The organism is Streptomyces sp. NPDC048370, assembly GCF_043200825.1.
GTDB lineage: Bacteria > Actinomycetota > Actinomycetes > Streptomycetales > Streptomycetaceae > Streptomyces.
Genome location: NZ_JBICYI010000013.1, coordinates 115287 through 139347, shown reverse-complemented (window position 1 = coordinate 139347; position 24061 = coordinate 115287). Strand labels below are relative to the sequence as shown.

Genomic DNA, 24061 nt, shown 5'->3' with positions numbered 1-24061 from the left:
TTCCGCGAGATCCAGCGCCTTTCGTTTGGATCAGGCCGGATCAGGACCTAGTTCAGCAGCGCCCGCGCCGCCTGGGCCCTGTTGCGGATCGAGGCCGCCGCGCTCGGTTCGACCGCGTCCACGACCGAGGCGTACGCCTCCATCTCCGCCGCCCCCGCCTGGAAATCGCCCCGCTGCACCAGCAGCTCCGCGTGCTCGTAGCGCAGCCGGGCCGGGTGGGAGGGGAGCATCAGGGAGAGTTCCACCGCCCACAGGGCGACGCTCGACCGCTCGGGGCGGGGCGCCGCCCAGGCGCGGATGTTGTTCAGGATGCGCAGGACGATGTCCAGCGGGTCCGTCGGGCGCAGCATCGAGGGTTCGAGGGGCTCGCCCGTCGCGCCCGCGACCAGCAGCTCCGCGTCCACACCGGTCATCGGCCGGCCGCCCGCGAAGGGGTCCGCGAAGACCTGGGCCGCCGGGTCGCCGAAGCCGATCACGAAGTGGCCCGGCAGGCCGAGGCCGTACACCGGGGCGCCCGCCCGCCGTGCCACCTCCATCCAGACGACGGACAGCAGGATCGGCAGCCCACGCCGTCGCCGCAGCACCTCGTGCAGCAGCGAGGACTCAAGACGCTGGTAGTCGGCCGGGACGCCCTGGAAGCCGTACCGGCCGCCGAGCAGCCGGGCCAGCGCGGTCACCCACTGCGCCGGGTCGTGCATGCCGTACGGCAGCTCTCCGGCCAGCCGGTCGAGCTCGATCTCCGCCGCGTCCAGGTCGGCCTCTCCCAGGCCGTCGTCCGCCACCGCCCCGATCAGCAGACAGAGCCGTGCGAGGTCCGGACGCCGCGTGCGGGCCTCCTCCGCGAATTCACGCCGCCAGTCGGTCACGCCGGTCACACCGTCCACCTCGCTCACGCCTCTGCCGGCCGGTAGTGGTGATAGTGGTGATGGACCGCGAAGCCCATCCCCTCGTACATCGCCCGCGCCCCGTCGTTTTCCTTCTCCACCTGCAGCCAGGCCGCCGACGCGCCCTCGTCGAGGGCCTGCCGGGCGAGCGCCGCCATCACGGCCGTGGCAAGGCCTTGGCGCCGGGACGAGGGGTCGACCTCCACCGCCATGAATCCGGCCCAGCGGCCGTCGACCACGCACCGGCCGATCGCCGCCGGTATGTCTCCCGTGCCCGGTACGGACGCGAACCACACACTCGGGCCGCTGGAGAGGACGCTCAGCACATGGGGTCCGACCACACCGAACCGGTTGTAGCGACCCAGCCACGCCTCGTCCACGCTCCGCGCGAGCCGGACCCGTGAGACGTCCGCGTCCAGGTCGGCGACGGGGGCGAGGCCCCCGACCCGTACCTCCGCCGTGACCTCCGACCGCCAGCCGTGCCGCTCGAGGTCCGCGCAGAGGAGCTCCTGCGTGCCCTCGGCGCCCGTCGCCGTCTGGACGTACGGGGGCAGGTCCCGCTTCTCGTACCAGTCGCGCACGCGCGCGAGGGCGTCCTCCGGCGGAAGCCCGGGGTCGCCGAGCGGCAGCACCGAGTTCGCCCGCCGCGTGAACCCGGCCGAGGCCCGCAGCGTCCACTCGCCCAGCGGCTCGCTCTCCACCGGCTGCCACCCGCGCGCCGTCACCCGCGCCAGCTCCTCGAAGGAGGCGGCGGGACCGCGCCTGCGGGCCGGGGCGGCGGGTACGACCTTGCCCGCGACCAGGGCTGATTCCGCGATCCGGACGGCCTCACCGGTCCGTCGTGTGATCAAGACCACACCCTGGTCCCAAGATGTGAGAACTCCGACCGCGTCGGTGAATTTCCCGCCCGGATCACCCACGTCCGTCACGTACCGAACTGAGACACGTTTTCCCACGTCAGCGCGGGTAATACGCACCTCAAGGCGCCCTCCTGCGGTGAATTCCACAGCTTCTCCGCCCCTCCTGTTCGGATCGTCCCCAAGAACGGAGATACTAGGGGCGGGCATCGACGACGCCGCGCTCCCGCGCAGACCAGCCCTACCGAGGAGGAACGACAGCGTGACCTACGTCATCGCGCAGCCTTGTGTCGACGTCAAGGACAAGGCATGCATCGAGGAGTGCCCCGTCGACTGCATCTACGAGGGCTCCCGGTCCTTGTACATCCACCCGGACGAATGCGTCGACTGTGGTGCTTGTGAGCCGGTGTGCCCGGTCGAGGCCATCTTCTACGAGGACGACACCCCGGAGGAGTGGAAGGACTACTACAAGGCGAACGTCGAGTTCTTCGACGAGCTCGGTTCGCCCGGTGGTGCCTCCAAGCTCGGCCTGATCGAGCGCGACCACCCCTTCATCGCCGCCCTGCCGCCGCAGAACGGCTGATCGAACCGTCCTCGGTCCCGTACAGCCTCGCCCGCCGGCGCGCTGTACGGGACCGACGCGTATCCCGACGCGTTCCCGACGCGTTTTCCGTACGTACGAGGAAGTGAGCCACTCGTGAGTGCAGTCCCGGGCGCAGTCTCTTCGCGCCTCCCCGCCTTCCCCTGGGACAAGCTGGAGCCGTACAAGAAGACGGCGGTCGCCCACCCGGACGGCATCGTGGACCTGTCCGTGGGCACCCCGGTCGACCCCGTCCCGGAGCTGATCCGGCGAGCGCTGGTCGCGGCGGCGGACTCGCCCGGCTATCCCACGGTCTGGGGCACGACCGAGCTGCGGGACGCGCTCACCGGCTGGTGCGGGCGGCGCCTCGGCGCGGTCGACCTCACCCACCACAACGTGCTGCCGGTCGTCGGCTCCAAGGAGCTCGTCGCCTGGCTGCCGACGCAGCTCGGCCTCGGCGCCGGTGACCAGGTCGCCTACCCGCGCCTCGCCTACCCGACGTACGAGGTCGGCGCCCGGCTCTGCGGCGCGGAGCCCGTCGTCTACGACGACCCGACCACCGACCTGGACCCGGCGGCCGTCAAGCTGCTCTGGCTGAACTCGCCCTCCAACCCGACCGGCAAGGTCCTCGGCAAGGACGAGCTGATCCGGATCGTGGCCTGGGCGCGCGAGCACGGCATCCTCGTCTTCTCCGACGAGTGCTACCTGGAGCTGGGCTGGGAGGCCGACCCGGTCTCGGTCCTGCACCCGGACGTCTGCGGCGGTACGTACGAGGGCATCGTCGCCGTCCACTCGCTCTCCAAGCGCTCCAACCTGGCCGGCTACCGCGCCGCGTTCATCGCCGGCGAGGCGGCCGTCCTCGGTGAGCTGCTCCAGATCCGCAAGCACGGCGGCATGATGACGGCCGCCCCGGTGCAGGCCGCCACGGTCGCCGCCCTCGGCGACGACGCGCACGTCGCCGAGCAGCGCGAGCGGTACGCGGCCCGGCGCGCGGCGCTGCGGACGGCGCTGGAGGCGCACGGCTTCCGCATCGAGCACAGCGAGGCGAGCCTCTACCTGTGGGCGACCCGGGACGAGCCGTGCTGGGAGACGGTGGCGTACCTGGCGGAGAAGGGCATCCTGGTCGCGCCGGGCGACTTCTACGGAACGGCGGGGGAGCGGTTCGTCCGCGTGGCCTTCACGGCGACGGACGAGCGGGTCGAGGCGGCGGTCAAGCGCCTGGCGTCCTGAGTCCTGACGGACGGCGTGACGTGAGAGGGCCCGGGGAGCGTGTGCTCCCCGGGCCCTTTTCCCGTACCGGTGCTGGAGTTACCGGTCCGGGGGTCGGTCAGCCGCCGATCGGCAGCCCGCCGAGCGACGGGACGCCGCCGCCGAGGCCGCCGGCGGACGGGGCGGTCTCGCCGACGACCTGGCCCGCGTTGCCGGCGGTCTCGCCCGCGATCTCCTGCGCGGCCGGGGTGGCGGTCTTGGTCGCCGTGCCCAGGGTCTTGCCGGCGGCCGGAACGGACGTGCCGACGGCCTTGCTGCCGGTCTCGCCGACGAGACCGGTGGCGGTCTGCGAGGCACCGTCGACCGTGCTGCCGGCCCCGGCGGCGTCGAGCGAGCTGATGCCGGAGAGGGCGCCCGTGGGCGCGATGTTGTGGTCCATGGCGCTCGCGGAGCCGGCCGCACCGACCACGGGGGCTGCTCCGGCCGCGACGAGGAGGGCGGCGCGGGCGATCCGACGGGTCAGGGGGAGGGACATGGTGCTCCTTCGACGGAGAGGACGTTCTGACGCCGTGCTCAACCGAGGCGGGGGAGGGGGAGGTTGCGGCGTTCGAAGGTAAAGCCCGTGCGATGCATCGCATTATCAGGTGGGGAGGAAAGCGGACGAACGCGCCGAAGATCCAAGCCGTGCTGAACCGTCACTCCCCTTGTGGTGCAAGGGGAGTGGGGGGTTGGGGAGGTGGAGCGGCGAGGGAGGTGCGCGAATACCCGGTCGGGTGACACCCCGCACGCACGCCCGACGGCGGATTCCCGGCTTCCACGGGGCTGCCCGCCGCGCGAGCCGCCTCGGCGCCCCGCCGCGCGAGCCTTGCGGCGCGAGCTGCCCAGTGCATTGCCGCGCGACCTGCCCCGCGCCTTGCCGCGCGAGCTGCCCAGTGCCCCGCCGGCGCGAGCTACGCCGCCCCGCGCCCCGCCGCGCGAGCCAGGCCGTGTGAGTCGAGGGCTTACGGCTCCAGTCGGATGCGGACCGCGTCCGCGGCCGTCCCGTCCGGGGTCCTCGACCTGGTCCACGTGCCCGAGACGTCGCTCGCGCGCCAGACCTTGCCCCCGTACGTCACTTCCGCGATCCGCAGGTCGTCCGCGCGCGCCACCGCCCAGTGGGCCAGCTCCCAGCCGCGCCGGGCGCCCGTGCCCGGGGTCGCGACGACGGGGACGGAGAGCACGGCGGGGGCGGCGCCCTTCGCGTCCGTGCCGCCACCGGCGTTCCTGCCGGAGGACCCACCCGCGTCGGCGCCCGCCGTCGGCTTCGGGGCGACCTTCTCGCCGAAGGCCCGTACCAGCTCCGCCCGCACCTTCGCCGGATCGCCCGGCCGCCCGGGGTCCACCTTGCTCGTCGTACAGCTGAGGGCGGCGGCCGAGCGGCCCGTCAGCGCGGCCGCGAGCAGCGCCGCGTCCGGCTCGTGCTTCGCGTACGCCTGCGGGAAGCCGCTCTTCTGCACCTTCTGCGCCGCGACCGTCAACGGGAGGCGCGAGTACCCCGGGACCTTCGCGAGACCCTCGTAGAACTTCCCCGAGGAGTACACCGGGTCCATGATCTGCTCGGGCGTCCCCCAGCCCATCGACGGGCGCTGCTGGAACAGGCCGAGGGAGTCGCGGTCGCCGTGCTGGATGTTCCGCAGCGCGGACTCCTGGAGCGCCGTCGCCAGGGCGATCGTGACGGCCCGCTCGGGCATCCGGCGCGTCGTGCCCACGGCCGAGATGGTGGCCGCGTTCGCCGCCTGCTCCAGCGTGAACTCGTATGTGTTCTCGCCACTGCCCACCGTGCAGACGGGCGCCCTCTTGGAGCCCGTGACATGGTGCACGGCCACATAGGCGATCAGGCCGCAGAGCACGACGAAGGCCGCCGTGTACCTGCCGAGACGGCCGGTGCGGCGAGTGCGGGGGGTACGGCTGCGCTCGGACACGGGGCCCACCGTACTGGAGGCCGGGTTAGGGTCGGCACATGGCTGACAACGCTCCCCTCGACCTCACGCTGGACGGCCCCGCGCTCACCGCCTGGCTCGTCGACTTCCCCTCGGTCAGCGGGACCGAGAAGCCGCTCGCCGACGCGATCGAGCAGGCCCTGCGGACGCTTCCGCACCTCACCGTCGACCGGTTCGGCAACAACGTCGTCGCCCGTACGAACCTCGGTCACGAGCAGCGGGTGATCCTCGCCGGCCACATCGACACCGTGCCGATCGCCGACAACGTGCCCTCGCGCCTCGACGAGAACGGCATCCTGTGGGGCTGCGGCACCTCCGACATGAAGTCGGGCGTCGCCGTCCAGCTCCGGATCGCCGCCACCGTCCCCCAGCCCAACCGCGACCTCACCTTCGTCTTCTACGACCAGGAGGAGGTCGCCGCCCACCTCAACGGCCTCGGGAAGGTCGCGGAGGCCCACCCGGACTGGCTCGAGGGCGACTTCGCGGTCCTCCTCGAAGGGTCGAACGCCGAGGTCGAGGGCGGCTGCCAGGGCACCCTGCGCGTCCTCCTGCACACGGAGGGCGAGCGCGCCCACTCCGCGCGCTCCTGGATGGGCTCCAACGCCATCCACAGCGCCGCGCCGATCCTGGCCCGCCTTGCCGCGTACGAGCCGCGCAAGCCGGTCATCGACGGCCTGGAGTACCACGAGGGGCTCAACGCCGTACGGATCGAGGGCGGCGTCGCCAACAACGTCATCCCCGACGCCTGCACGGTCGTCGTCAACTACCGCTACGCCCCCGACCTCACCCCCGCGGAGGCCGAGGCGCACGTGCGCGAGGTCTTCGCCGACTGCGGTGTCGCCGAGTTCGTCGTCGACGACCACAGCGGAGGCGCCCTGCCCGGCCTCTCCCACCCGGCCGCGGAGGCGTTCATGAAGGCGGTCGGCGGCACGGCCCACCCCAAGTTCGGCTGGACGGACGTGGCCCGCTTCAGCGCCCTCGGCGTCCCCGCGGTCAACTACGGTCCCGGCGACCCGATCTACGCGCACAAGGTGGACGAGCACGTCGTCGTGGAACGGATCGTCCACTGCGAGGCACGCCTCCGCGACTGGCTCACTGCCTGACAGCCGAAATTCTGCTTTTTGTCACGTCTGTGGACCTACCCTGACCGAATCAGAAGATCAGTGGATCGGTGGAGGGAGCAGGCCATGGGTATCCCCGAGGGAGCGTCGAAGCCGGAGGAGCAGCGGCTGGGACCGGTGCTGCGGCGCCGGGACCAGGTCCAGCCGGGCACCACGGATCAGCGTCTGCTGGACACCGAGGGCGACTCGGAGTGGGTGCACACCGACCCGTGGCGGGTCATGCGCATCCAGTCCGAGTTCGTGGAGGGCTTCGGCGCCCTCGCCGAACTGCCGAGCGCGATCAGCGTCTTCGGCTCGGCCCGCACGAAGCCGGACTCGCCGGAGTACGAAGCGGGCGTGCGGCTCGGCCGCGCGCTGGTCGACGCCGGCTTCGCGGTCATCACGGGCGGCGGCCCGGGCGCGATGGAGGCGGCCAACAAGGGCGCGCGGGAAGCCAAGGGCGTCTCGGTCGGCCTGGGCATCGAGCTCCCCTTCGAGCAGGGGCTCAACCCGCACGTCGACATCGGCGTGAACTTCCGCTACTTCTTCGTCCGCAAGACGATGTTCGTGAAGTACGCCCAGGGCTTCGTGGTCCTCCCCGGCGGCCTCGGCACCCTGGACGAGCTCTTCGAGGCGCTCACCCTGGTCCAGACGCGCAAGGTCACCCGCTTCCCGATCGTGCTCTTCGGTACGGAGTACTGGAAGGGCCTGGTCGACTGGCTCCGCGACTCGGTCGTCGCCGGCGGAAAGGCCTCGGAACGGGACCTGCTCCTCTTCCACGTGACGGACGACGTGGACGAGGCGGTCGCCCTGGTGACGAAGGAGACGGGCCGGTAGGGATCGGGGCGTCGGGCGCGGGGCGCCCGACGCCCCGCCCCTTCCCCCCTTCGCTCCCGCGTTACGCCAGCCCCCGCCGGGCGACGGCGGGCTCACGGTGCCCCGCGATCGTCGCCACCATGTCCAGCACCTGCCGCGTCTCCGCCACCTCGTGCACCCGATACACCCGCGCCCCCAGCCACGCCGAAACCGCCGTGGTCGCCAGCGTCCCCAGGACCCGCTCCTTGACCGGCCGGTCCAGCGTCTCGCCCACGAAGTCCTTGTTGGACAGGGACACGAGCACGGGCCACCCCGTCTCCGTCATCTCCCCGAGCCGCCGGGTCGCCTCCAGGCTGTGGCGGGTGTTCTTGCCGAAGTCGTGGCCCGGGTCGATCATGATCCCGTCCCGCCGGACGCCCAGGTCGACCGCCCGCTCGGCCAGGCCCACGGTCACCCGCAGGATGTCGGCCATCACGTCCTCGTACGCGATCCGGTGCGGCCGGGTCCTCGGCTCCGCGCCGCCCGCGTGGGTGCAGACGAGACCGGCGCCGTACCGCGCCGCGACCTCCGCGAGCCGGGGGTCCACCCCGCCCCACGCGTCGTTGAGGACGTCCGCGCCGGCCTCGCAGACCGCCTCGCCGACGTCCGCGCGCCAGGTGTCGACGCTGATGACGACCTCCGGATACCGGCGCCGTACCTCCGCGACGAAACCGACCGTGCGGCGCGCCTCCTCCTCGGCCGAGACCTCCTCGCCGGGGCCCGCCTTCACCCCGCCGATGTCGATGATGGCGGCGCCCTCGGCGACCGCCTGCTCGACGCGGGCCAGGGCGGGCTCGTCGCGGAAGGTAGCGCCCTGGTCGTAGAAGGAATCCGGGGTCCGGTTCACGATCGCCATGATCACCGGCTCGTGCGGCCCGAATTCACGCCGTCCCAAGCGCAGCATCCCTTTTGTCCTCCCTCGCGTCCGTTCGCCTGCGACCCTAACTGTCAGTGGCGCATGGCACGATCGGCACGGGACGTTTTCCACTTCGGGGAGAGGCGCGCTGGTGTTCTGGTTTTTGCTGATCGCGATGGTCGTGGTCGTCGCCGCTGTCACCCTCGCGGTGATCGGCGGGGGAGACAGTGAGGTGCTGCCCGAGGTGGCGCCCGAGCAGCTGGTGGACCCGCTGCCGGCCACCCGCCCGGTGGACCGCGCCGACGTCGAGGCGCTCCGACTGCCGGTGACGGCGCGGGGGTACCGCATGGCGGACGTGGACGACGTCCTCGGACGCCTGGGCGCCGAGCTCGCGGAGCGGGACGCCCGGATCGCGGACCTCGAGGCGGCGCTCGCGGGCAGGCACGGCGGTCAGGGCCCGTCGTCCGGCCCCTCCCTCCGTAAGGACGAAGGGCCCGGCCGGTGACCGGCGAGGCGATCCCCGGCCCGGACGGGCGGCTCCGCTGCCCCTGGGGCCTGTCGACCGAGGACTACGTGGCGTACCACGACGAGGAGTGGGGCCGCCCGGTCCACGGCGACGACGCGCTCTTCGAGCGGCTCTGCCTGGAGGCGTTCCAGTCCGGCCTGTCGTGGATCACGATCCTGCGCCGGCGCGAGGGCTTCCGCCGGGCCTTCGCCGACTTCGAGATCGCCTCGGTCGCGCGGTTCGGCGCGGCCGACCGGGAGCGGCTCCTCACGGACGAGGGCATCATCCGCAACCGCGCGAAGATCGACGCGACCATGGCGAACGCCAAGGTGCTCGCCGAGTGGGCCCCCGGAGAGCTGGACGCCCTGATCTGGTCCCACGCCCCTGACCCGAAGACCCGCCCGGCCCCCCTGACGACCGTGGACGTCCCGGCCGTGACGGACGAGTCGACGGCGCTCTCCAAGGCCCTGAAGAAGCGCGGCCTCCGCTTCATCGGCCCGACCACGGCCTACGCCCTGATGCAGGCCTGCGGCCTGGTCGACGACCACCTCAAGGACTGCGTGTCCCGGGGCGCCGTCTAGCTGGCGGCGGTCGGCTGGTAGGGCCGGTCGGCTGTCGGCCAGTTGGTCGGCGCCCCGGGGTGCTCGGTTTCAGCGGCCGACGTACTTCGGCTTCTCCTTCGCCAGGAAGGCCTGCACCGCGATCGTGTGGTCCTCCGAGGCGCCCGCCGCCGTCTGGAGCTCGTCCTCCTTCTCCAGGGCCTCCGTCAGCGAGTGGTCCGCGCCGTACGCCAGGGACTCCTTCAGCGCCGCGTACGCCACCGTCGGGCCCTCGGCCAGGGTGCGGGCGACCTTCAGGGCCTCCTCGGCCAGGTCGGCGGCCGGGACGAGCCTGTTCACGATGCCCAGCTCGTACGCCTCCTGCGCGGTGATCGAGCGCGGGAAGAGCAACAGGTCGGAGGCGCGGCTCGCGCCGATCAGCCGCGGCAGCGTCCACGACACGCCGGAGTCCGCGGTGAGGGCCACGCCCGCGAAGGAGGTGTTGAACGCGGCGGTCTCCGCGACCACCCGGTAGTCGGCCGCGAGCGCGAAGCCGAAGCCGGCCCCGGCCGCGACGCCGTTCACGCCCGCCACCACCGGCTTCTTCATGCCGGTCAGCGCCCGGACGATCGGGTTGTAGTGGTCCCGGACGGTGTTCATCGTCGCCTGCGACCCGGACTCCTTGTCCTGGAGCAGCAGGCCCACGTGCTCCTTCAGGTCCTGCCCCACGCAGAACGCCCGGTCGCCCGCCGCCGTCAGCAGCACCGCCCGTACGGCCGTGTCCGCGCCCGCCGCCTCCACGGCGTCCCGCAGGGCGAGCTTCGCCTCGACGTTCATCGCGTTCATGGCCTCGGGCCTGTTGAGCGTGATCGTGGCGAGTCCGTCGGTCACTTCGTACAGCACGGTGTCGGCCATCGCGGCTTCCCTTCGCGTCATTGCGTCCCTGACTGGCCCAGCATGGCGGAGATCACCCACCCCGCACATGTGACCTGCGTCAAAGACCTGAAGGGTGCTGGTGGCGCGATGGCGGCGAAGTATCGCAGGCCGATCGCCGAATTGGGCGGTTTTGCGGAAGCGCGTTGCGCAAGCGATGCAGTCTGATGTTGGTCATCGGGTCCTCCGATGCGGGATAATGACCTGGAAGCAATGTGTTCGATGCCGGTGACGTGTGCTCCCGATCAGGGGCCGTCGGCTGACGAAGAGCTGGTTTCAGGAAGGGGAACAAGCATGGCGGCCATGAAGCCGCGGACGGGCGACGGCCCGCTCGAGGTGACCAAGGAGGGGCGGGGCATCGTCATGCGCGTTCCGCTCGAAGGCGGCGGTCGGCTTGTCGTCGAGCTGACCCCGGACGAGGCCGAAGCCCTCGGCGACGCCCTGAAGCAGGTAGTCGGCTGACTCGACAAGCCAGGATTGTCCGCCCCTGCCCCGGCACGGTACCCACCGCGCCGGGGCAGGGGTGTGTCGGGGGGTGTCCAAGGGACGGGTGCGGCCCCTGAGGGGCGAGGTGGGGACGTACGGAGCGGGCGAGGGCGGCCGTCAGCCCCGGCGAACCGCGCAGAGCAGGCCGTCGCCGACCGGCAGCAGGGAGGGCAGCAGCTCCTGGCTCTCCCGGACCGCCCGCAGCAGCTCCCGTATCCGGAGCACCTCCGCCGGCTGCGCCCCCGAGTCGACCGTACGGCCGTCCGCGAAGACGCCCTCGAAGCAGACCAGACCGCCCGGTCGCAGCAGGCGCAACGATTCAGCGAGGTAGTCCAGGCACTCCAGCCGGTCGCCGTCGCAGAACACGAGGTCGTACCCGCCGTCCGCGAGTCGGGGCAGGACGTCCAGCGCGCGGCCCGGGATGAAACGCGCCCGGTTCCCCGCGAAGCCCGCCGCACGGAACGCCGTCTTCGCGAACTGCTGGCGCTCCGGCTCCAGGTCCACCGTCGTCAGGACCCCGTCCGGCCGCATCCCGTGCAGCAGATAGATCCCGGACACGCCCGTGCCCGTACCGATTTCGGCCACCGCTTTCGCGTCCGCCGTCGCGGCCAGCAGGCGCAGAGCGGCGCCGGTGCCCGGTGACACCGAGGGCAGCCCTGTCTCCCGGGCCCGGTCACGGGCCCAGCGCAGCGCTTCGTCCTCGGCGACAAAGGCGTCGGCGAACGCCCAGCTCGTCGGCCGGTTGGCGGTAATGGCCCTCTCCTGTCCCCGTAGTTGGCGCAACGGTGACTGTATCCGCTGCACCCGGGAACCCGCAGATGGGACCGCGCGTTCATAGGAGGCAGGGCGGCGAGGAGGGGCACGGAGGATCCGGTCCCCAAATTCGCGTAAAGATTCTTATCCGGAGCTAACGGGCGAGGTGGCTATGGTAGGGGCTCCACTGGACACCACCAGAGCCGACAGGGGAGGTGCGGCTGCGCCTGTGGATCGGGGAGGAGTGCTTCGGCGTCTTCTCAGGTCGGCGGGTGAGCCGAAATCCGTGACAAACACCGCTGACCGAATCCACACCGCCGACTCCGCTCCCACCACCGCGACCTTCGCATCGGATGCGGAATCGCAGGCGTGGACTCCGCCCACCTGGGAGGAGATCGTCAGCACGCACAGCGGCCGGGTCTACCGCCTCGCCTACCGGCTGACCGGCAACCAGCACGACGCCGAGGACCTCACGCAGGAGGTCTTCGTCCGCGTCTTCCGCTCGCTGTCGACGTACACGCCGGGCACCTTCGAGGGCTGGCTGCACCGCATCACCACCAACCTCTTCCTCGACATGGTCCGCCGCAAGCAGCGGATCCGGTTCGACGCGCTCGGCGACGACGCGGCCGAGCGGCTGCCCAGCCGCGAGCCCTCCCCGCAGCAGGCGTTCAACGACACGCACTTCGACGCGGACGTGCAGCAGGCCCTCGACACCCTCGCGCCCGAGTTCCGGGCCGCGGTCGTCCTCTGTGACATCGAGGGGCTGTCGTACGAGGAGATCGCCGCCACCCTCGGCGTGAAGCTCGGCACGGTCCGCAGCCGCATCCACCGCGGCCGCTCGCACCTGCGCAAGGCGCTCAAGCACCGCTCCCCCGAGGCCCGGGCGGAGCGCGCGCTGGCCGCCGTCGGCTGGGAGGGCGGAACGGCGTGAGCATCAGTCCTGCCGGCCCGACCCCCGCGGAGCAGCACCTCGGGGACCGACTCGCCGCTCTGGTCGACGGGGAGCTCGGCCACGACGCCCGCGAGCGGGTCCTCGCGCACCTCGCGACCTGTGCCAAATGCAAGGCGGAGGCCGACGCCCAGCGCCGGCTGAAGAGCGTCTTCGCCTCCACCGCACCCCCACCGCCCTCGGAAGGGCTCCTCGCACGCCTTCAGGGGTTGCCCGGGGGCCCTGGCGAACCGGGGGGTGACGACCGTCGAGGACCCTTCGACGATCTCTTCGGCCTCGGCGGAGGCGGAGGTGTCGGAGGAGGCATCGGCGGAGTGAGGTCGGACGGCTTCGCGACGGCCGTTCCGGTCTCCCCGCACCACTCCGGTTTCCGTATCCACGCGGTCGGCCGACCCGACGGCGACCGCTCGTCCTGGCGCGGCCGGCGCTTCGGCATCGCTGCCGCCAGCGCGGTCTCGTTCGCCGCGATAGCGCTCGGCGGAGCCCTGCCCCTGGAGGCGACGCCGAACGTCGGCGCGCGCGGCGAGGGCACGGGTACGAACGTCACCCCGCTCCGCACCTCCGCCACCGGCCCGGGCGTCGGCTCGGTCACCGGCACGGGCACGGGTTCCGGTACGGGCACGGCGACGAACGCGGGCACGACCGCCGGACGCGGCGGGCGCACGGAGGAGCGGACGTCCATCGGCTCGTCGGAGAGCCCGATCGGCGTCGGCTCGACCACCGGCACGGTGGCCTCCGGACCCCTGGTTCCCGGCGAGCCGACCCCGGCCGTCGCCCTCCAGCTCCAGGGGACGTCCGGCCAGTCGGTCTTCGAGCTCTCCCCGTTCGTACGACCCACGGGCCCGGCGCTGCGCCTGGCGTTCACGTCCGCGTACAACCCGCTGGGCGGCCCGCGTCCCGCCCCGTCCCCGACCGCGCTCGCGGACGCCAACCCGACGACGACCCCGCTCACGTCCCACCGCTGAGCCGGGACCTGGTTGAATCCTCGGCACGGGCGCCCGCCGTGAGGCGGGCGCGGACAGGTCAGCTGTTGCGGGGAGAGCATGAACGACGGGAAGTCGACCGGCCAGAAGCCGAAGTGGTGGAGTCGGCCGACGAGTACGCGGCCGGAGGCCGGGGAGATACCGGAACCGCCGGTCGCGGACGAGGGTGACTTCACCCTCGCCGCCCCCGCGACCCCGGACGCGCAGCCCGCGCCGGCACCCACCCCCGTACCGCAGCAGGCAGGCGCCACCGAGGCGCCGGTCGAGCAGCAGGCGGTGCCCGAGGTCAAGACCGAGCCGCAGGACCTGGCGCCGACGGAGGTTCCGGTCGAGCCGCGGGGGCAGGTGCCGGCCGGGCCGCCGGTCGAGCCGCAGGACCAGGTCACCGCGCAGGCGCAGTCGCACGCGCAGCCCCAGCCGCTGCACGAGCCCGATGAGTACCGGACTCCGCCCTACGGAGGGCCCGGGCCCTGGGCGCCCGCGCCGCCCGTCCAGCGACCGGTGGCGACTCCGGCCCACGGCGTGCCCGCACCGCCGCCGCAGGCCGTCCCGCCGCAGGCCGTCCCGCCACAGGCCCTTCCCCCGCAGGCCGTCCCGCAGTCGACCGCCCCCGTCCCGCAGCCCGCGCAGTGGGTGCAGTACGACCCCTGGGGAGCGCCCGGTGCCGCCGGCGCGCCCGCCGCGCCGCTGACCGTCGGGGCCGAGCCGCTCGGCAAGCCCCGCCGCTCCCGCCGCGGGCTCGCGCTCGTCGGGGCGCTGATCTTCGCCCTGATCACCGGCGTCGTCGGCGGCGCCATCGGCGCGTACGTCGAGCGCAACGGCGGCATCACCACCGTCGAGCTGCCCCAGGCGGACGTCGAGGGCGGCGACCGCGCCCCCGAGTCCGTCGCCGGGATCGCCGCAAGCGCCCTGCCGAGCGTGGTCACCCTGCACGTCAGCGGTGCCGGTTCCTCCGGTACCGGCACGGGCTTCGTCCTGGACACCCAGGGCCACATCCTCACCAACAACCACGTGGTCGACGCGGCCGCCGCCTCCGGCGACATCAGCGTCACCTTCAGCAGCGGCGAGACCGCGAGCGCCAAGCTCGTCGGCAAGGACAGCGGCTACGACCTCGCCGTCGTCAAGGTCACCGGGGTGTCGGGCCTCAAGCCCCTCCCGCTCGGCAACTCGGACGACGTCCGGGTCGGCGACCCGGTCGTCGCCATCGGCGCCCCCTTCGACCTCCAGAACACCGTCACCTCCGGCATCATCAGCGCCAAGGAGCGCCCGATCACCGCCGGCGGCGAGAAGGGCGACGGCAGCGACGTCAGCTACGTCGACGCCCTCCAGACCGACGCGCCGATAAACCCGGGCAATTCGGGCGGCCCTCTGGTCGACTCCAAGGCGCGGGTCATCGGCATCAACAGCGCCATCCGCGCGGCCGGTGGCGGCGAGAGCGGCGAGGGCGCCCAGTCGGGCTCCATCGGCCTCGGCTTCGCCATCCCCATCAACCAGGGCAAGCGGGTCGCCGAGGAGCTGATCAACACCGGCAAGGCCACCCACCCCGTCATCGGTGTGAGCCTCGACATGCAGTTCAACGGCGACGGCGCGCGGGTCGGCGACAAGGGCAAGGACGGCAGCGCCTCGATCACCCCGGGCGGCCCGGCGGCCAAGGCGGGCATCCGGCCCGGTGACGTCATCACCAAGGTCGACGGCCAGCGGGTGCACAGCGGCGAGGAGCTGATCGTGAAGATCCGCGCCCACCGCCCGGGCGACCGGCTGGAGCTGACGTTGAAGCGCGGTGGCAAGGAACAGACCAAGACGTTGACGCTCGGTTCCTCGCAGGGCGACTGAGCGCCATGTGGGAGACACCGCAAGGTACCCGCCCGGCTGTTTCGGCGGGTACCGTGGAGCGGGCCCCGGACCCCGCGTAAGGAGCAGCAAGGTGTTCAACGACCTAGGCATACTCGAGCTCGTGACGCTCGTGGTCCTCGCCGTGCTCATCTTCGGCCCGGACAAGCTGCCGAAGGTCATCCAGGACGCCTCGCGGTTCATCCGCAAGATCCGCGAGTTCTCCGAGAGCGCCAAGCAGGACATCCGTACCGAGCTGGGGCCCGAGTTCAAGGACTTCGAGTTCGAGGACCTCAATCCCAAGACCTTCCTGCGCAAGCAGCTGGACGGGAACGAGGACCTCAAGGAGCTGAAGGAGCTGCGCAGCAGCTTCGACCTCAAGAAGGAGATGAACGAGGTCGCCGACGCGGTCAACGGCCGCGAGCCGGAGCCGTCCCCCGCGGCCGCCTCGGTCCCGGCGACCGTCAACGGCTCGCCGGACCTGCTGAAGAAGCAGGACAAGCCGGACGGCGGCGAGCGGCCGCCGTACGACTCCGACGCGACCTGATCACCTGGGCTGACACGACCTGGCGTGAGCCGGTGGCTATCCTCCATCTGTTGTCCGCCGCCGCGGACACGACGGATCGAGGAGGCGGCCGAGATGGAGACGACGAGTCGGGTGGAGGGAGTGCCCGCTGCCCGGCGCGCGGCCGAAGGCTATCTGCGCGCACCCTTCACCTGGTACGGACTTGACGACGCGTTCACCGGAGCGCGCTGGCTGATGCAGGTCGGCACGGCGGCCGACGGGACCGTCCAGCACGGGTCGATGGGCCACGGGGACGAGCCGTCGATAAAGTCCGACGCGAGCGGGGTCGAGAAGGAGCGCTTCGCGGTCGTCGTGACGGTCGCCGCGAGCCCGGTGCGCAGGACCGGCGACGGTACGGGCGTCCTCGACGCCACCACGGTCTCCTCCGCCGCCTGGCTGGCCGGCTCCGGACTCCTGGCGTACACCTGGCCCGCGCAGCTGGACCACGCGCTGCGCGACGACTGGCTGGACCAGCAGACGGAGACGGCCTTCGAGCTGGCGGACGACCTGACGGGCCCGGAGTGGTCGACGCTCTCGCTGCCCGTGGACGGGGTGCCGATGCCGTTCCACTACCGGGAGTCCGAGTTCGGCTGGGTTCTCGCCGGGTCCGCCGGGGCGGTGCACATCGGGGCGTACGGGCGGGGCATGAGCGCGTACGGCTTGGGGTTCGCGGGGGTCCAGGACCTTGAGGCGTACGCCTCGTAGGAACGCGTCAGGAACCTGAGGAACGCGAAAAGGGCGCCCCCGAATCGGGGGCGCCCTTCTCTCGGTTCAGAACTTGTTGCGCGGCGTGATGCCCAGGCTCATGCCCGACAGGCCCCTGGCGCGGCCGCCCAGCTTCGAGGCGATCGAGCGGAGGGCCGAGCCCGCAGGGGAGTCCGGGTCGGTGATGACGACCGGCTTGCCCTCGTCGCCGCCCTCGCGCAGACGGACGTCGATCGGGATGGAGCCCAGGACCGGGACCGTCGCGCCCGTGGTCTTCGTCAGGCCCTCCGCGACCTTCTGGCCGCCGCCCGTGCCGAACACGTCGACCATCTCGTCGCAGTGCGGGCACGGCAGGCCCGACATGTTCTCGACGACGCCGACGATCTTCTGGTGGGTCTGGACGGCGATCGAGCCGGCCCGCTCGGCGACCTCGGCCGCCGCCTGCTGCGGGGTCGTGACGACGAGGATCTCCGCGTTCGGCACGAGCTGCGCCACCGAGATCGCGATGTCGCCCGTGCCCGGGGGCAGGTCGAGCAGGAGGACGTCCAGGTCGCCCCAGTACACGTCCGCGAGGAACTGCTGCAGCGCGCGGTGGAGCATCGGGCCGCGCCAGACCACCGGAGCGTTGCCCGGGGTGAACATGCCGATGGAGATGACCTTCACGCCGTTCGCCGACGGCGGCATGATCATGTTCTCGACCTGGGTGGGACGGCCGTCCACACCCAGCATGCGGGGGACCGAGTGCCCGTAGATGTCGGCGTCGACGACACCGACCTTCAGCCCGTCGGCGGCCATCGCCGCCGCCAGGTTCACGGTCACGGAGGACTTGCCGACGCCGCCCTTGCCGGAGGCGACCGCGTACACCCGGGTCAGCGAGCCGGGCTTGGCGAACGGGACCTCGCGCTCGGCGGTCGTGCCCCGCAGGGCCGAGGCCAGCTCCTTGCGCTGCTCGTCGCTCATCACGTCCAGCGTGACGTCGACGCCGGTGACACCTTCCACCCGCGCCACCGCGTCCGTGACGCGTTGCGTGATCGTGTCCCGCATCGGGCAGCCGGAGACGGTGAGGTAGACCGTGACGGCGACCTTGCCGTCGGATCCGATCTCCACCGACTTGACCATGCCCAGTTCGGTGATCGGTTTGTTGATCTCGGGGTCGTTCACCGTCGCCAGTGCTTCGCGCACCGCGTCTTCCGTAGCCATATGGAGATGGTACGGCGCCGACCACCGGCGCCGGAAAGACCCGTCAGCGGTCAGGTACGTCACGTACCCGATCGTCACCTGAGGGGAATAGATCGCGGCGCTCCCCCATCTCCTTGATCAGGTCCTGCAGCTCCGAGCGGATCCAGTCCCGGGTGGCCACCTCGCCCAGGCCCATCCGCAGCGCCGCGATCTCCCGCGCCAGGTACTCGGTGTCGGCGATGGACCGCTCGTTCTGCTTGCGGTCCTGTTCGAGATTGACCCGGTCGCGGTCGTCCTGCCGGTTCTGGGCGAGGAGGATCAGCGGGGCCGCGTACGAGGCCTGGAGCGACAGGGCGAGCGTCAGGAAGATGAACGGGTACTCGTCGAACTTGAGCGACGACGGGGCGAAGATGTTCCACAGCACCCAGATGATGATCGTGATCGTCATCCAGACGATGAACCGCCCCGTGCCCAGGAAGCGCGCGATCCGCTCCGAGAACCGGCCGAAGGCCTCCGGGTCGTACTCCGGCAGCAGCCGCGCCCGCCGCTCGCGCGGCAGATCGAGCCGGATACGGGGCATGGACCGCTCCCGCTCCCGCTCCCGTTCGCGCTCCTTCTCGCGCTCCCGCTCCCGGTCCTGAGTGCGCTCACCCGCCATGCGTCACCCCCTCCTCGTGGAAGTCGGTCTCGCGCCAGTCCTCCGGCAGCAGATGGTCGAGTACGTCGTCCACGGTGACCGCGCCCAGCAGCGACCCGCTCTCGTCCACCACCGGCGCCGCGACCATGTTGTACGCGGCGAGATAGCCGGCGACGGCGGGCAGCGGCGTGTCCGGGCCGAGCGGCGGCAGGTCGCTGTCGACCAGCAAGCTGACCAGCGTGAACGGCGGATCCCGCAGCAGCCGCTGGAAGTGCACCATGCCCAGGTACTTGCCCGTCGGCGTCTCGTCGGGCGGCCGGCACACGTACACCTGCGCCGCGAGCGCCGGAGAGAGGTCCTGCTGCCGTACACGGGCCAGGGCGTCCGCGACCGTGGCGTCCGGCCGGAGCACGATCGGCTCCGTCGTCATCAGACCGCCGGCGGTCCGCTCCTCGTACGCGAGGAGCCGGCGGACGTCGGCCGCGTCGTCGGGCCGCATCAGGGCGAGCAGCCGCTCCTTGTCCTCCTCCGGCAGCTCGGAGAGCAGGTCGGCCGCGTCGTCCGGGTCCATCGCCTCCAGGACGTCCGCCGCGCGCTCCTCCTTCAGCTTCCCCAGGATCTCGACCTGGTCGTCGTCCGGCAGCTCCTCCAGGACGTCGGCGAGCCGGTCGTCGTCCAGGGCGGCCGCGACCTCGGCGCGCCGCTTGGGGGAGAGGTGGTGCATCACGTTGGCCAGGTCGGCGGGGCGCAGCCGCTCGAAGGTGGCGACCAGGCTCTCCGCGCCCTGCCCCTCCTCCTCCAGGGAGAAGCCGGTGACGGCCGACCACTCGACGGTGAACGTCTCGCCCTTGCGGCGCAGGGCGCCGGGCTTGCCGCGCCGGACGAAGACCTTGTCGATCTCCCACTCGCGGCGGGCGGGGAGCTGCTGGACGGCGATGTCGAGGACGGTGACCTCCTCACCTTCCTCCCCCGAGGGCCCGACGAGCCGGACGCGGCGGTCGAGGAGTTCGCCGAGGACGAGCCGCTCGGTCGGGCGCTGCTCGAAGCGGCGCATGTTGACCACGCCCGTCGTGATGACCTGGCCGGACTCGACGCCGGTGATCCGGGTCATCGGCACGAAGATCCGGCGGCGGGTGAGCACCTCCACCACCATGCCGAGCAGCCGGGGCGGCCGGCGGCCCACCCGGAGCATGGCGACGATGTCGCTGACACGGCCGACCTTGTCGCCGTTGGGGTCGAAGACCGGGACACCGGCGAGGTGCGAGACGAAGATCCGGGGGGCGCCTGCCGCCATGCCACGCGCCTCCTCGGTGCCGCACGATTCGGGTCAATGCTGAGGTATGCCGGATTCAGGCTAGCCCGTGCCCATCCGTGGCGCCCGGGCGAGAGCACCCGTACGGCTGCCTGCGGCGACGGCCCGCGGCCCGGGTACGCTGCGTGCTGCCGTCCCCCCACCATCGACGCCGCCATCGACGGCGTCGACGACAGACGAGAGGCCGCGCCGGTGACCGCACTCCTCACTGCATCGCGCATCCGCAGGGTCGTCCTGCCGCTGGCGCTGTGCGCCGGCCTCGCGGCGGGACTCGGCGCCTGCGCGGAGGACCCGGACGAGGGGACGAACGGCGTCGGGAAGCTGGCCCCCGACGCCATCGAGGAGAAGGCGCAGGCGGCGGCGGACAGTGCGAAGGCGGTCCGGCTCGCCGGGACCCTCGTCAGCAAGGGCGGCACGTTCAAGCTGAACATGCGGCTCAAGGACGACGGCGCGACCGGTTCGGTCACGACGAAGAACAGCACCTTCGAGCTGCTGCGGATCGGTGACGCGCTCTACATGAAGGCCGACGCGGCCTTCTGGACGCACGGCGAGGACGGCAAGCCGTCCGCCGCGCCCACGGGCGGCTCGGGCGGCTCGGACGCCTCCGAGACCGACAGCGAGGCCGCCGACAAGCTCGACGACAAGTACGTGAAGGTGCCGCAGGACGACCCCTCGTACAAGCAGCTGCGCGGCTTCACCGACATGGACCTGCTCCTGGACGGTCTCATCGGCCTGCACGGTGACGTGGTGAAGGGCGACCGCGACAAGATCGGCGGCATCCGCACGGTCAAGGTCAAGGGCGGCGAGGACGGCATGGGCGGCACGCTCGACGTCGCTCTGGAGGGCACCCCGTTCCCGCTCCAGTTCGCGCGGGGCGGCGGGGCGGGCGTGGTCGTGCTCTCCGAGTGGGACAAGGACTTCTCGCTGGAGGCCCCCGCACCGGGCGAGACGCTCGACTACGGCAAGCAGCTGCCGCGCACCTGACCCCGCCGGGCCCGGTGGGCTACTTCGTGGCGCGGGTCAGCCCGTGGGCCGCCGCGCCCCGGGACATCACGGCCTCGGTGACGCGGGCGTCGACCGCCGGGTGGCGCGTGTCGCACGAGGCGCACACCACCCGGAACGGCGGCCCCATGTCGGAGTACTGCGTGAGGTACTCGGCCTTCGTCACCGTCCACCGCCCCGGGTGCGCCGCCGAGGGCCCGAAGGTGAACCGCGGGATCGAGGACATGTTGCCGCGCGCCTTGTCGGCCGTGTAGAAGCTGGCGACCTGGTCGCCCATGCCGTAGACCACCCAGGTGCCGTTGACCTTCTCGTACGGCTGGGGCACGTGGTTGTGCGTCCCGAGGACGAGGTCGATGTCGGGCAGGCCGTCCGTGCGGGAGGCCGTGAGGGCCTGCGCGAGCTCGCGCTGCACCGCGTCGGGGGCCTCCTGCCACTCGGTGCCCCAGTGGATGCTGAGCAGGACCACCTGCGCGCCCGCCCGCCGTGCGGCCCGCGCGTCGTCGACGATCCGCTGCCGGTCGGTCAGGTTGACCGCCCAGGGCTTGCCTTCGGGGAGCGGGATGCCGTTCGTCCCGTACGTGTACGACAGCTGCGCCACCTTCGCTCCGCCGGCCGTGTACCAGGCGGGTGCCTTGGCCTCCTCGGCGGTGCGTGCCGAGCCGACGTGCTTCAGGCCCACCCGGTCGAGCCCGTCGAGGGTCCGCCGCAGACCGGCGAAACCGGCGTCGAGGGTGTGGTTCGAGGCGGTCGAGCAGCCTTCGTACCCGGTCTCCCTGAGGGCGTCGGCGAGCTGGTGGGGCGCGGTGAAGGTGGGGTAGCCCGTGTAGGGGCCGCCGGGCTGCCCGTAGGGGATCTCGTGGTGGCAGATCGCCAGGTCGGCGCCGGAGACGACGGGCTTGACGCCCGCGAGTATCTTCCGGAAGTCGTGGCCGCCGCCCTCCGCGTCCGACGCGGCCCGCTGGATGATCGAGGGGTACGGGATGATGTCGCCGGTCGCGACGAGGGTGAAGGGGCGGGCGTCCGGGCCGGGGGCGGGCTTCTCCGGTGCGCCGGAGGCGGTGGCGCCGGAGGTCGGAGCGCCGGGGGAGAGCGGGGCGACGGGCGCGGTGGGGGCGGGGTTGCCGGTGTCGCGCGAGGAGTCGTGCGCGTCGTCGCCGCTCGCCGACCAGACGGTGGCCGCGCCGACGACGGCCAGACAGACGGCCGTGGCGACGAGACCGACGGAATTCCGCCGCCGGCTGCGAGGCTCCTCGTGGTCGTCCGTCATGTGATGCCCCGACTCCTGGAGTTCACCGCTGTCACCTGAACAGATGCGTCTGCTTCCAGCCAGGTTCCACGAGGATCAGGGATCGCGCACCAGGACGTCGCGCCGGGGCGGCGCCGCGCTCAGCGCTTGCGGCGCTTGAGCAGCAGGCGGGGCAGGGCCGCCGGGGCGGGGCGGCGGGTGACGGCGTCGGAGGGCTGCGGTACCGCCGCGAGGGAGCCGGTCGGCAGGTCGGTCGTCGAGTCCAGCGGAGCCAGTCGGAGCACCCGGCACTCGCGCGCCCACCGCTCCGGCATGGCCTCGCCGTCCGTCGCGTTGAGGCGCTTGCCCTTCAGCTCGGCGACCGCGGCGTCCCACTCCTCCGTACCCGGAGCCAGCTCGGAGACCGCCGCCGTCCAGGCGACGATCCGGCCGCCCTTGTCCTTGCTGCGGACCGTGACCTCGGCCGTCGCGCCCGCGACGAGCCCCGGCAGGGGCTGCTCGCCCGGACCGTCGCCGACGACGTGCGCCGCGCCCTCGTGCCAGACGTGCCACAGCGCCCGGGCCTGGGCGGCTTCGCCCCGGACCCAGATGAGGCCGGACTTCTTCGTGGCCTCCTCGACGAGGGCGGGCCCGAGCAGCGTGTCTGTCATGCCCGCAGCCTATCGAGAGCCGGCACCGCTGGCTGGCCGGCCGTGTCGCTAGAGCCAGCCGTTGCGCTTCAGGGTGCGGTGGATGGCGAAACAGATCGCCGTGATGCCGACGAGCACCATCGGGTACCCGTACTTCCACTCCAGCTCGGGCATGTGGTCGAAGTTCATGCCGTACACACCGCAGACCGCCGTCGGGACGGCGATGATGGCCGCCCAGGACGTGATCTTGCGCATGTCCTCGTTCTGCGTGACCGTCGCCTGCGCCAGGTTGGCCTGGAGGATCGAGTTGAGCAGCTCGTCGAAGCCGACGACCTGCTCCTGCACGCGTGCGAGGTGGTCGGCGACATCACGGAAGTACTTCTGGATGTCCGGGTCCACCAGCCGCATCGGCCGCTCGCTCAGCAGCTGCATCGGGCGCATCAGCGGGGTGACCGCCCGCTTGAACTCCAGTACCTCACGCTTGAGTTGGTAGATCCGCCCGGTGTCCGTGCCGCGCGTGGAGCCCTTCGCAGGCGGCGAGAAGACATCGATCTCGATCTGGTCGATGTCCAGCTCGACGGCGTCGGCGACCGCGATGTACCCGTCGACGACGTGGTCGGCGATGGCGTGCAGGACGGACGAGGGGCCCTTGCTCAGGAGCTCGGGCTCGCCCTGGAGGCGGTGGCGGAGGTTGCGCAGGGAGCCCTGCCCGCCGTGCCGGACGGTGATGACGAAGTCGGGGCCGGTGAAGCACATCACCTCACCGGTCTCGACGACCTCGCTGGTGGCGGTCAGCTCGGCGTGCTCGACGTAGTGGATCGTCTTGAAGACGGTGAAGAGGGTGTCGTCGTACCGCTCCAGCTTCGGCCGCTGGTGGGCGTGGACGGCGTCCTCGACGGCGAGCGGGTGGAGCCCGAACTCGGCGGCGATACCGGCGAATTCGGCCTCGGTCGGCTCGTGGAGACCGATCCAGGCGAAGCCGCCGCTCTCCCGTACCTGGCGCATCGCGCCACGCGGCGTCAGGCAGGCACGGTCGTCCACGCGGCGGCCGTCGCGGTAGACGGCGCAGTCGACGACGGCGCTGGAGGCGGAGGGGTCACGGGTCGCGTCGTAGTTGGCGTACGGCGAGGCGGTACCGGCGGTGGTGGGCTTGCGCAGGGAGGTGCGCAGGGAGGGGCGGACCGCGGCGCGCAGGTCACGGATCATCGACATTTGGCATGCTCCTTCACGGAGAAGCCGTCGGCGAGGCGTGGCACAGCCCGGAATGAGGACGTGGAGCTACGTCGTCCACAAAGCGGGCGGCACCGCGGGATCGCGGTGACGGCGTTCGCTACAGACAGGCAAAGGCGAAGTGCTCTTCCGTCGTGCGAGATGCCGGGTGACGGTGGGCGGACCGGTTGCGGAAGGCCTCAGATCACCGGGAGAAACGCACCGGGCTCAGGTGCGGGGCGGAAGAGCGGTTGGTACTGCCCGATCGACTTCGATCCA

The 24061-nt window shown here is 72.0% G+C and carries 27 protein-coding genes; 14 read left to right on the top strand and 13 right to left on the bottom strand.

Annotated features, from left to right (window positions below):
• Positions 1 to 47: 47 nt before the first annotated feature.
• Together ACGFYP_RS26290 and ACGFYP_RS26285 are read right to left on the bottom strand one after the other, a co-directional pair.
• On the bottom strand, positions 48 to 884 hold the full coding sequence (locus ACGFYP_RS26290; RefSeq protein WP_393498414.1) for a tetratricopeptide repeat protein: 837 nt from the start codon (positions 882 to 884) through the stop codon (positions 48 to 50).
• A 5-nt stretch (positions 885 to 889) separates the two neighbouring features.
• Positions 890 to 1891: a GNAT family N-acetyltransferase gene (locus tag ACGFYP_RS26285; protein WP_393498211.1), complete on the bottom strand. Its 1002-nt coding sequence runs from the start codon at positions 1889 to 1891 to the stop codon at positions 890 to 892.
• A 112-nt stretch (positions 1892 to 2003) separates the two neighbouring features.
• On the opposite strand from ACGFYP_RS26285, the gene fdxA reads away from it, so the two are divergent.
• Both fdxA and dapC read left to right on the top strand, forming a co-directional pair.
• Complete coding sequence (gene fdxA / locus ACGFYP_RS26280) at positions 2004 to 2324, top strand: ferredoxin (RefSeq protein ID WP_003985062.1); 321 nt, start codon at positions 2004 to 2006, stop codon at positions 2322 to 2324.
• 114 nt (positions 2325 to 2438) lie between these two features.
• Positions 2439 to 3551: a succinyldiaminopimelate transaminase gene (dapC, locus tag ACGFYP_RS26275; RefSeq protein ID WP_393498206.1), complete on the top strand. Its 1113-nt coding sequence runs from the start codon at positions 2439 to 2441 to the stop codon at positions 3549 to 3551.
• Positions 3552 to 3648: 97 nt separating this feature from the next.
• On the opposite strand, the gene ACGFYP_RS26270 is transcribed toward dapC, so the two are convergent.
• Positions 3649 to 4065, bottom strand: a complete 417-nt coding sequence (locus ACGFYP_RS26270) for an ATP-binding protein (protein ID WP_361965688.1) — start codon at positions 4063 to 4065, stop codon at positions 3649 to 3651.
• 466 nt (positions 4066 to 4531) lie between these two features.
• The gene (locus ACGFYP_RS26265) at positions 4532 to 5500 is read right to left on the bottom strand and encodes a hypothetical protein (protein ID WP_393498202.1); all 969 of its coding nucleotides are present in this window, start codon (positions 5498 to 5500) and stop codon (positions 4532 to 4534) included.
• Positions 5501 to 5529: 29 nt separating this feature from the next.
• Between ACGFYP_RS26265 and dapE the strand changes: the two genes are divergently transcribed.
• A complete protein-coding gene (gene dapE / locus ACGFYP_RS26260; RefSeq protein WP_393498199.1) occupies positions 5530 to 6612 on the top strand; it encodes a succinyl-diaminopimelate desuccinylase in 1083 nt (360 codons plus the stop codon).
• Positions 6613 to 6696: 84 nt separating this feature from the next.
• A complete protein-coding gene (locus ACGFYP_RS26255) occupies positions 6697 to 7446 on the top strand; it encodes a TIGR00730 family Rossman fold protein (protein WP_393498196.1) in 750 nt (249 codons plus the stop codon).
• A gap of 61 nt (positions 7447 to 7507) precedes the next feature.
• Here the strand turns inward: ACGFYP_RS26255 and folP are convergent, their stop codons facing one another.
• On the bottom strand, positions 7508 to 8368 hold the full coding sequence (gene folP, locus ACGFYP_RS26250) for a dihydropteroate synthase (protein WP_393498193.1): 861 nt from the start codon (positions 8366 to 8368) through the stop codon (positions 7508 to 7510).
• A gap of 103 nt (positions 8369 to 8471) precedes the next feature.
• Between folP and ACGFYP_RS26245 the strand changes: the two genes are divergently transcribed.
• Together ACGFYP_RS26245 and ACGFYP_RS26240 are read left to right on the top strand one after the other, a co-directional pair.
• Entirely contained in the window at positions 8472 to 8825 is a 354-nt protein-coding gene (locus ACGFYP_RS26245; protein WP_361964256.1) for a hypothetical protein, read from the top strand.
• Complete coding sequence (locus ACGFYP_RS26240) at positions 8822 to 9406, top strand: DNA-3-methyladenine glycosylase I (RefSeq protein WP_393498189.1); 585 nt, start codon at positions 8822 to 8824, stop codon at positions 9404 to 9406. The genes ACGFYP_RS26245 and ACGFYP_RS26240 overlap by 4 nt, the downstream gene beginning before the upstream one ends.
• Before the next feature lie 69 nt (positions 9407 to 9475).
• Here ACGFYP_RS26240 and ACGFYP_RS26235 read toward each other — a convergent pair whose 3' ends face one another.
• Positions 9476 to 10279, bottom strand: a complete 804-nt coding sequence (locus tag ACGFYP_RS26235) for an enoyl-CoA hydratase/isomerase family protein (RefSeq protein WP_393498186.1) — start codon at positions 10277 to 10279, stop codon at positions 9476 to 9478.
• A 42-nt stretch (positions 10280 to 10321) separates the two neighbouring features.
• Between ACGFYP_RS26235 and ACGFYP_RS26230 the strand changes: the two genes are divergently transcribed.
• Positions 10322 to 10465, top strand: a complete 144-nt coding sequence (locus ACGFYP_RS26230) for a hypothetical protein (RefSeq protein ID WP_361964251.1) — start codon at positions 10322 to 10324, stop codon at positions 10463 to 10465.
• A 126-nt stretch (positions 10466 to 10591) separates the two neighbouring features.
• Positions 10592 to 10759, top strand: a complete 168-nt coding sequence (locus ACGFYP_RS26225; RefSeq protein ID WP_006346801.1) for a DUF3117 domain-containing protein — start codon at positions 10592 to 10594, stop codon at positions 10757 to 10759.
• A 141-nt stretch (positions 10760 to 10900) separates the two neighbouring features.
• Here the strand turns inward: ACGFYP_RS26225 and ACGFYP_RS26220 are convergent, their stop codons facing one another.
• Positions 10901 to 11566: an O-methyltransferase gene (locus tag ACGFYP_RS26220; protein ID WP_393498181.1), complete on the bottom strand. Its 666-nt coding sequence runs from the start codon at positions 11564 to 11566 to the stop codon at positions 10901 to 10903.
• Positions 11567 to 11708: 142 nt separating this feature from the next.
• Here ACGFYP_RS26220 and sigE point away from each other — a divergent pair, with 142 nt between their 5' ends.
• From sigE to ACGFYP_RS26195, 5 genes are all read left to right on the top strand, one after another.
• The gene (gene sigE, locus ACGFYP_RS26215; protein WP_361964247.1) at positions 11709 to 12467 is read left to right on the top strand and encodes an RNA polymerase sigma factor SigE; all 759 of its coding nucleotides are present in this window, start codon (positions 11709 to 11711) and stop codon (positions 12465 to 12467) included.
• 2 nt (positions 12468 to 12469) lie between these two features.
• Positions 12470 to 13450 carry an anti-sigma factor family protein gene (locus ACGFYP_RS26210; protein ID WP_393498411.1) on the top strand — a complete coding sequence of 327 codons (981 nt, stop codon included), beginning with the start codon at positions 12470 to 12472 and terminating at the stop codon, positions 13448 to 13450.
• A 78-nt stretch (positions 13451 to 13528) separates the two neighbouring features.
• Positions 13529 to 15301, top strand: coding sequence for a trypsin-like peptidase domain-containing protein (locus tag ACGFYP_RS26205; RefSeq protein WP_393498176.1), 1773 nt, complete (start codon positions 13529 to 13531; stop codon positions 15299 to 15301).
• Between the two features lie 91 nt (positions 15302 to 15392).
• Positions 15393 to 15845 carry a sec-independent translocase gene (locus tag ACGFYP_RS26200; protein WP_393498173.1) on the top strand — a complete coding sequence of 151 codons (453 nt, stop codon included), beginning with the start codon at positions 15393 to 15395 and terminating at the stop codon, positions 15843 to 15845.
• Between the two features lie 93 nt (positions 15846 to 15938).
• A complete protein-coding gene (locus ACGFYP_RS26195; RefSeq protein WP_361964241.1) occupies positions 15939 to 16568 on the top strand; it encodes a hypothetical protein in 630 nt (209 codons plus the stop codon).
• A gap of 66 nt (positions 16569 to 16634) precedes the next feature.
• On the opposite strand, the gene ACGFYP_RS26190 is transcribed toward ACGFYP_RS26195, so the two are convergent.
• The 3 genes from ACGFYP_RS26190 to ACGFYP_RS26180 are packed head-to-tail and all read right to left on the bottom strand — an operon-like array spanning position 16635 to position 19678.
• Positions 16635 to 17768 (bottom strand): Mrp/NBP35 family ATP-binding protein, encoded by a 1134-nt coding sequence (locus tag ACGFYP_RS26190; RefSeq protein WP_361964239.1) that lies wholly within the window; start codon positions 17766 to 17768, stop codon positions 16635 to 16637.
• A gap of 43 nt (positions 17769 to 17811) precedes the next feature.
• Positions 17812 to 18405, bottom strand: coding sequence for a DUF1003 domain-containing protein (locus tag ACGFYP_RS26185; protein WP_393498167.1), 594 nt, complete (start codon positions 18403 to 18405; stop codon positions 17812 to 17814).
• On the bottom strand, positions 18395 to 19678 hold the full coding sequence (locus tag ACGFYP_RS26180; protein WP_393498164.1) for a magnesium transporter MgtE N-terminal domain-containing protein: 1284 nt from the start codon (positions 19676 to 19678) through the stop codon (positions 18395 to 18397). Before ACGFYP_RS26180 ends, ACGFYP_RS26185 begins: the two co-directional genes overlap by 11 nt.
• Positions 19679 to 19888: 210 nt before the next feature.
• Between ACGFYP_RS26180 and ACGFYP_RS26175 the strand changes: the two genes are divergently transcribed.
• Positions 19889 to 20680: a hypothetical protein gene (locus tag ACGFYP_RS26175; protein ID WP_361964233.1), complete on the top strand. Its 792-nt coding sequence runs from the start codon at positions 19889 to 19891 to the stop codon at positions 20678 to 20680.
• 19 nt (positions 20681 to 20699) lie between these two features.
• Here ACGFYP_RS26175 and ACGFYP_RS26170 read toward each other — a convergent pair whose 3' ends face one another.
• From ACGFYP_RS26170 to ACGFYP_RS26160, 3 genes are all read right to left on the bottom strand, one after another.
• The gene (locus tag ACGFYP_RS26170) at positions 20700 to 21965 is read right to left on the bottom strand and encodes a CapA family protein (protein ID WP_393498159.1); all 1266 of its coding nucleotides are present in this window, start codon (positions 21963 to 21965) and stop codon (positions 20700 to 20702) included.
• 119 nt (positions 21966 to 22084) lie between these two features.
• Positions 22085 to 22594 carry a hypothetical protein gene (locus ACGFYP_RS26165; protein ID WP_393498157.1) on the bottom strand — a complete coding sequence of 170 codons (510 nt, stop codon included), beginning with the start codon at positions 22592 to 22594 and terminating at the stop codon, positions 22085 to 22087.
• 48 nt (positions 22595 to 22642) lie between these two features.
• Positions 22643 to 23785, bottom strand: a complete 1143-nt coding sequence (locus tag ACGFYP_RS26160; protein WP_361964227.1) for a magnesium and cobalt transport protein CorA — start codon at positions 23783 to 23785, stop codon at positions 22643 to 22645.
• Positions 23786 to 24061: the final 276 nt, after the last annotated feature.